Source organism: Ginsengibacter sp., from assembly GCF_057362405.1.
Map to the genome: position 1 here is coordinate 35225 of NZ_JBMQQG010000273.1, position 6460 is coordinate 41684.

3 protein-coding genes are annotated in these 6460 nt (G+C 38.6%); all 3 read right to left on the bottom strand.

The genetic code is table 11. From position 1 onward, the window contains the following. Positions 1 to 74: 74 nt before the first annotated feature. Complete coding sequence (locus ACO1O5_RS22665) at positions 75 to 2489, bottom strand: ABC transporter permease (protein WP_486274375.1); 2415 nt, start codon at positions 2487 to 2489, stop codon at positions 75 to 77. A gap of 378 nt (positions 2490 to 2867) precedes the next feature. After that, entirely contained in the window at positions 2868 to 5285 is a 2418-nt protein-coding gene (locus ACO1O5_RS22670) for an ABC transporter permease (RefSeq protein WP_486274377.1), read from the bottom strand. A 29-nt stretch (positions 5286 to 5314) separates the two neighbouring features. Beyond that, a partial coding sequence (locus ACO1O5_RS22675; RefSeq protein ID WP_486274379.1) for an ABC transporter permease occupies positions 5315 to 6460 on the bottom strand: 1146 nt, incomplete at its 5' end.

The following is a 6460-nucleotide window of genomic DNA, read 5'->3' on the forward strand; positions in this document are numbered from 1 at the left end:
GTTGTCTTTTGACACGTCTTAAATATTTTAAGCCTTTCTTAAAGTCGCGGCAGGCCTTTTTTTATTGTTATAAATCATTCGGTGCGTAATGATTTTACAGGATTGGCAATTGCTGCCTTTATTGCCTGGTAACTTACCGTCAAAAATGCAAGCAGTAATGCTGATAACCCGGTAACTATGAATATCCAAAGGCCTATATTGGTTTTGTAAGCAAAATTTTCAAGCCATTTATTTGTGATATACCAGGAAGCTGGTATAGCTATTAAAATGCCGGTTAAAACCAGTTTGAGAAAATCTTTGGATAAAAGGGCCACGACACTAATAACTGATGCGCCCAAAACTTTTCGCAACCCTATTTCTTTTGTTCTGACTTGAATATTATAAGCCGACAAAGCAATCAGGCCAATGCATGAAATCAGCAGGCCAATAACTGTAAGGACTGCTATAAATAAACCTGTTTGTGTATCTGCTTTATATAATTGCTGTAAATGATTGTTTAAAAAATAATACTCGAATTGCTGGTTGGGCAAAATGCGATTCCACTTTTGTTCAATGTTCGATAGGATTTTGCGAGTATGCAGAGGGGTTAGTCTTACAGAAAGCTCGCTGAAATAGTAGTCGTATTGATATGTGATACTAAGCGGCTCTATTTTTTGGTGCAACGAATTAAAGTTGAAATCCTTTGCAATTCCAATAACCTTTCCGATAGAATCCTGGAAAACATAATGAAAAGGTTTACCAACAAGACTGTTTAATGACGCCCGCGGATTTGAAGATTGCGCAATCAACTGGCGGGCGAATGTTTCATTGATAATATAAGAATTGCCTAAGCGGTCTTCACCGTAGGTAGAAGAAAGATTTCGCCCTGCTATTAATGGTATATTATAAAAGTTCAGGTAGTTATAATCAACAAACATTGTGGCGCAGGTTAATTTCCGCGCTTTATTATCCGATTCGAAAACAACTTCATTCTGATCAATACTATTACCTAAGCGTCTGAGCGAACCTGTGAGATCAACAACACCAGGTGTATTGCGTATTTGTTCCATTAGGTGTACTACTTGGTGTCGTGGAGTATAACTTACATGCAGTACCGCTACATCGTCTTTATTAAAACCAACATTATACTGCTGAATATATTTTAATTGCTTAAAGGCTATTATGGTAGCCATTGACAAACCTGTTGCCACAGCGATTTGAACGATAACAAGAGCGTTTCGCAGCCGGGAACGCGAATTGACCCACAACTGCCCTTTTAAAACATTAGTTGGTTTAATTGAAGCCAACGTTATCGCGGGAAAGGCTCCGGCAACCAACCCCGTAATTAAGGCAATTATTAAAGCCACAATTAAGATGGAGGGATCTTTTAAAAAATCGAATTTTATATTTTGCTGGCTGAGCCAACTTAACAGGGGAAACGATAGCTGAACAAGCACTACAGCTACCATTAATGCAAATGACGAAAACAATAATGCTTCTGCTAAAAACTGTGCTGCAATTTGGTAGCGTTCTGCGCCGTTTACTTTACGTACACCAACCTCTTTAGCTCTTGTAACTGACCTTGCAGTAGTTAAGTTAATATAGTTGATTATGGCTATAGCAAGTACAAATAATGCAATTGCAATAAGCAGTTTTATATAACTCCCATCGAACTTTTGCCAGTTCAAAAAGTCATCTCTTATTTCAACCGATCCTAAATGAATATCCATTATTGGTTGCAAAAAGAGATGATAGGTGGCAGTTTTGTTAGCGGGCAAATATTTATGCAGGTACGCAGTAAATTTAGTTTCCAGTTTTTTTGCATCAGAACCTTCTTGTAATTGCAGATAAGTGAACACCCAATTTGCGTTCCAATCATTCATCCAGTACGGTCTTTCTTCTGTATTCATTGAATATAATGCATCAAACTGCAAGTGAGATTGATTAGGTACATTTTCTAAAATGCCAGTGACTATATAATGCACGGTATCTCTACCCAAATGTGTAACAATTTTGCCCATTGCACTTTGTTCACCAAACAACCGATGAGCCGTTTCCTGTGTCAGCACAATGCTGTTCGGTTCTTTTAAAGCCAGGGCGGCGTTACCGCTTAGCAACCTGAAATTAAACACACTCAAAAATGATTCATTAGTTCCATATAAAGTCCCCATTACAGGCGCTTTGTCCTCACTTTTAAGAGGCACCCTTTCCCATGAGATAATCTGAACAACATTTTTTATCTCTGCAAATTCTGCTTTCAGCGTAGAGGCCATAGGAAACATAGTTTGTGCTACTTTCCTTGAAGATTCGTATCCGTCTTTTTGCTGAACCTCACATAGTCTGTAAATATTTTTTTCCTGGAACGAATCGAAATGACGCTGGTTACTAACAAACAAAAATATCAGCAGGCAAACAGCTATTCCCACAGCGAGTCCGAAAATATTGGTGAGGGAATAAACTTTATTCCTTTCAAAACTTCGAAATGCGATTTTGAAATAATTCTTGAGCATAATTTTTTCTTATTGAGCCGTTATTTCTTTCTCGCCAATTGACAATTCATTATCGTGTAAGCCTACAATTCTTTCGTCGGGCATTGAAATCTGCAAAACAATTTCAACCATCATACCAATGCTGTATAATATTGATTAAGAATAAGTAATAAGAAAACAATTGATGCGAAGGTGTCCGAATATGAACAGTTCAATTAAAAAAAGCGGACAGTGATGTATTTTCTCTGCAAAGATTAAAGAACGCAAACTGCTAACTATGGTTTTAAATATCAGGAAATATTGCTAACCTGCATGCCTGCGTGTATTAAGGTAACGCCATGGAAAGATGATAGCTCCTTAGGTTGTTCTTAAACTGGCAGCAATTTTATTTCTTATAAATTATTCCGCCCGCAATGACTTCACCGGGTTTGCCAGCCCCGCTCTAATTGCCTGGAAGCAGACAGTAAGTAATGCAACCGCAATGGCAAAAAATCCTGCAATCGCAAAAACGGCCCAGCCAATGTTTATCCTATAGGCATAGTCCTGCAACCATTTATTCATTACTATCCATGACAATGGTGATGCAATTAAAAATGCGATGACGACCGGCTTCAGAAAATCCCTGGACAGTAGTGTTACGATCTGGCCAACTGATGCTCCTAAAACTTTCCTCACGACAATTTCTTTAGTGCGCTGGTTGGTGGAAAGATGAGCGAATCCAAATAAACCCAGGGAACATATAATAAATGCTAAAATAGTTGCTACGCTTACAACCTGCTGCCAGCGCTGCTCCTGGAAGTATTGCTGTGCATTTATTTCATCAAGAAAATTATATTGATACACCGCACCCGGCATTGCTTTTTTATAAATGCGTTCAATAGCCATCAATGCCTCTTTTTGTTTTGCCCGGTTAAATTTGATCCAGATACCACCACCTGGAACTTCGCTTGCATACATCACCATGGGAGCTATTGGCTCACGCAATGAAGCAAAATGAAAATCCCTTATGACGCCGGTGATTGTTTTCAATGCACTATCTCCGTACCTGTACACTTTAATTTGCGCACCAACAGGGTTCTCCATTCCGGATTGTTTAACGAAGGTTTCATTCACAAGGACTTCGTTTTTTGAAGCCGTAAAAGATGAACCAATGTTGCTACCAGCTATCAATGGAATTTGCATAACGGAAAGAAAATTTTCATCGACATTTTGATATTGTGCTTTTATATTTTTTCCATCTGCTTCTATATTCTCCGGGTAGCCATCATTACCAAATGATACCGCATTAATGGAAGGCTCCTTTGCAAATTCATTTTTTAGATACGTGATGGCAGACCTGTAATCCCTGTCACCATTAATATTTGTTCTTATAATTTGGTTTGGATTATAACCAAGGTCTTTGGTGCGCATGTAATCCATCTGGCTGTAATAAACAAGAGTTGCCATCAATAAACACAATGCTAATGAAAATTGCAATACAACCAGGCTTCTGCCCAATACACTACGTCCCGACAATTTTTGCCGGTTATACAATACTTCTGATGGTTTGAATCGCGACACCACAACCGCGGGGTAAATACCGGTTAGCCCAATGATCAATAAAAACAATTCCACGAAGTATAAAAGTAATTGTCCATTGAAGGCCTGTGCCAACTCAATTTGCTTACCGGTAAGATTATTGAATAACGACAAAGAAATATTCAACAACACCATGGAAAATAAGAATGAAATAAAACACAGTATAAAAGACTCGTTGATAAACTGCATGATAATTTGGCCCCTGCTTCCGCCGGAAATTTTTCTAATACTAACTTCCTTCGAGCGCTTAAGAGAATTAGCAATAGTGATATTTATAAAGTTTATAGACGCCATAAGCAATATGAAAAATGCTATTCCCAAAAACATATAAGAATAAGACGGGTTACTAATATTAACAATGCCGCCTTCCGCATTACCACTGCTTCGCATCAATGGGTTGAGATGTATATCAGTTATAGGTTGCAGTCCATAGCTTACCTGCGGATCATATCCATATAATTTTATATTTTGAGCAAGTTGTTCCCTGGCGTGTGATGCATAGACTGCATCAAATTTCTGTTCTACATTTTGAATATTGGCATGCGAATCAAGCACTACAAATGTTCCCAGGTACGCATTGAGCCAGTTGTTATCCTGAAATGAAAGCTGCATAAACTGAAAACTAAGTAATGCATCGAATTGCAATGAAGAATTTGCAGGAGGATCTTTTACAACAGCCGTAATTATTAACGGTCTGCCAAGTTTGTCAAAAGATGGATCTGCATCCATACTTAATGTTTTACCAACGACATCATCACTATTAAAAAATTTCCTTGCCGCACTTTCAGTTAGTACTGCAGCATAAGCATTCGACAAAGCTGTTGACGCGTTGCCATGGATAATCTTAAAACTAAAAACATTGAAGAAATTTGAATCAGCGAACAGTGGCTTTATATGCATTCCTTTTTCATTGGCGATAACGTCGCTGTAAATATCACCTCCCATTACTCTTACATAGTTTTTTACTTCAGGTACTTCATTTTTAAATGCAGGGCCCTGTACTTGTCCCGTGCCGCCAATGGTTTGCGGGCTTTCATTTTTATCATCGGTCAATGTAGTGGTAACGCGGTAAAGATTGGGATTGTTAGCATGAAAATTATCAAAGCTGTGTTCATCATTCCAATATAAAATAGCCAGCAACATGCAGGTAATACCTGTAGCCAGGCCCACTATATTTATAATAGCGTACAACCTGCTTTGCCGCAGATGACGAAACGATATTTTTAAAAAAGTATTCATATTATTGACTGCTCTTCACTTCTTATGATTTATTCAGCGCGCAATGATTTTACAGGATTCGCCACCGCTGCTTTTATCGCCTGGAAGCTTACTGTAATTATTGTTATCAGTATGGCTGCGAGGCCTGCCATTACAAATATAAAAGGCCCTATGGTTATCCTGTACGAATATTGCGTAAGCCAGTTACTGAGGTAATAATAAGCAACCGGTGAGGCAATTACACAACTAATAATGACCAGCAGTATAAACTCCTTTGATAACAATAGCCAAACCTGCGATACGGAAGCACCCAATACTTTTCGTATCCCGATTTCTTTTGTTCGTTGCTCTGCCATGTATGCCGCAAGGCCAAACAATCCAAGACACGAAATAAAAATAGCAAGGCACGCAAACAAGCCTGCGAGTTTCCCAACGAGCATTTCAAGATTGAATTTCGATGCATAGTCAGCATCCGCGAAAGAATAAACATACGGGTATGCAGGATCGTATTTATTAAAAATAGCCGTTAGCTGGTTTATGGCATCCCCCGTTTTTATGTGCGGCGATAATTTATACAGCATAACATTCTGCGGTTCGGGAAAGCAGTAAAACATGGTTGGATCGGCAGTATTAAATGGCGAAACCATCAATGCATCTTTCACAACTCCTGCAATGGTATATTGCCTGTCGTTGAAGTAAGCAGTTATTTTTTGCCCAATAGGATTTTTCAGCCGAAGGCGTTTTATAGCTGCTTCATTAAATATTACACTCGTAGTATCATTGGAACTGGAAAAATTTCTTCCGCTAATTACCTTCATTCCAACGGTTTTAAAATAATCTTCACTAACAAAAATATTTCCCATCTCTACCGTCTCACCGGCATTTTTGCCCGGCCATTGCTCAATATCTGTATGCCAAAAGACGTTCGTAGCAGGGCTGGTGGATGTGGTAACACTTTCTGCAATTCCCTTTCCTATCAATTCATTTTTAAGAGCAGTATAATTTTTACTCAAATCATCGTTCAGATTCGTTGACAACAATCGATTGAGATCATACCCGGCGGGCCGATTTTTTACATATTGTATCTGCCGGTAAATAACCACGGTACTTATGATAAGCGCTATTGAACAACTGAATTGAATTACTACCAACGTCTTTCTTGAAAAAGAAGCGCCTCCGCCTGAATTAATAACGCC